The organism is Acidisphaera rubrifaciens HS-AP3 (genome assembly GCF_000964365.1).
GTDB lineage: Bacteria > Pseudomonadota > Alphaproteobacteria > Acetobacterales > Acetobacteraceae > Acidisphaera > Acidisphaera rubrifaciens.
This window is the reverse complement of the sequence record NZ_BANB01000477.1, coordinates 1-1,295: the sequence shown is the minus strand read 5'-3', so window position 1 is coordinate 1,295 and position 1,295 is coordinate 1. Positions and strand designations below refer to the sequence as shown.

The window sequence follows — 1,295 nt, the reverse complement described above, 5'->3', positions numbered from 1 at the left end:
GGCGGCGGCGCGGGGCATGGGGCTGATCCTGATTACCCATGATCTGCCGCTGGTCGCCCGGCACTGCGACCGGGTGATGGTCATGTATGCCGGGCGCGTGCTGGAGACGCGGGCCGCCGCCGACCTCGCGGGGGCGACGCACCCCTATACCCGCGCGCTGCTCGACTGCCTGCCGTCGCTCGCGCGCCCGCGTGCCCGCCTGCCGGTGGTCCGGCGCGACGCTTGGTGGGCGCTGTGATCGGCTGCGAGGGGATCGGGCTGCGCTACGGCGGGACGACCGTGCTGCGCGACGTCGCGTTCGACGTGCCGGCGGGCGGCGCCTTCGGCCTGATCGGCGAGAGCGGATCGGGCAAATCGAGCCTGCTGCGCATCCTCGCCGGCGCCGGGTTGCGCCACGCCGGCCGCGTCCACCTGGCCGGCGCCGACGTGCCGCGCCGCCCGCCGCGCGCCTTCTTCCGCCGGGTGCAGATGGTGTTCCAGGACCCCGGCACGGCGCTGCATCCGCGCCAGACCGTGGACCGGCTGCTGGCCGAGCCGCTGATCGTGCACCGGCTGCGCGACCGGGACGCGCGCATCGCGCAGGCGCTGGCGGACGTCGCGCTGCCCTCGTCCGTCCGCTACCGCTATCCGCACCAGCTGTCCGGCGGCCAGCGCCAGCGGGTCGCGATCGCCCGGGCGCTGATCGCGGGTCCGGACGTGCTGCTGCTCGACGAGCCGACCAGCGCGCTCGACGTGTCGGTGCAGGCGGAGGTGCTGAATCTGCTGGCCGATCTGCGCCGCGACCGGCAGCTCACGATCGTCCTGGTGAGCCATGACCTCGGCGTGGTCGCGCATCTCTGCGAGCGGATCGGAGTGCTGCTCGACGGCGCGCTGGTGGAGGTGCTGAGCACCGATGACCTGCGCGCGGGACGCTGCGCCCATCCCCATACGCAGGCGCTGCGCCGGCTGAGCCTGGAGCTGGACGCGCCGCCGCCGGCCCCGCCGGCGACGCCTACACGTTGAAGCGGAACAGCAGCACGTCGCCGTCGCGCACGACGTAGTCGCGCCCCTCGATCCGCAGCCGGCCGGCCTCGCGCGCGCCGGCCTCGCCCTTCAACGCCACGTAGTTGTCATAGGCGATGGTTTCGCACGCGATGAACCCGCGCTCGAAATCGCCGTGGATGACGCCGGCGGCGGCGGGTGCGCGGGTGCCGACGGTGATCGTCCAGGCGCGCGCTTCCTTCGGCCCCACGGTGAAATAGGTGATCAGGCCGAGAAGGTCGTAACCCGCGCGGATCACGCGATCGAGCCCGCTG

General features: G+C 73.8%; 2 protein-coding genes and 1 pseudogene. 2 read left to right on the top strand and 1 reads right to left on the bottom strand.

The features are described from left to right. Positions 1–238, top strand: a pseudogene (locus B8460_RS13275) (ABC transporter ATP-binding protein); the annotation flags it as partial. After that, positions 226–1,002, top strand: coding sequence for an ABC transporter ATP-binding protein (locus B8460_RS13270; RefSeq protein ID WP_241771191.1), 777 nt, complete (start codon positions 226–228; stop codon positions 1,000–1,002). The pseudogene B8460_RS13275 and the gene B8460_RS13270, both read left to right, overlap by 13 nt. Here the strand turns inward: B8460_RS13270 and B8460_RS13265 are convergent. After that, positions 992–1,295: DUF933 domain-containing protein (locus B8460_RS13265; RefSeq protein ID WP_048862083.1), on the bottom strand; the 304-nt coding region annotated here is incomplete at its 5' end. The genes B8460_RS13270 and B8460_RS13265 overlap by 11 nt on opposite strands.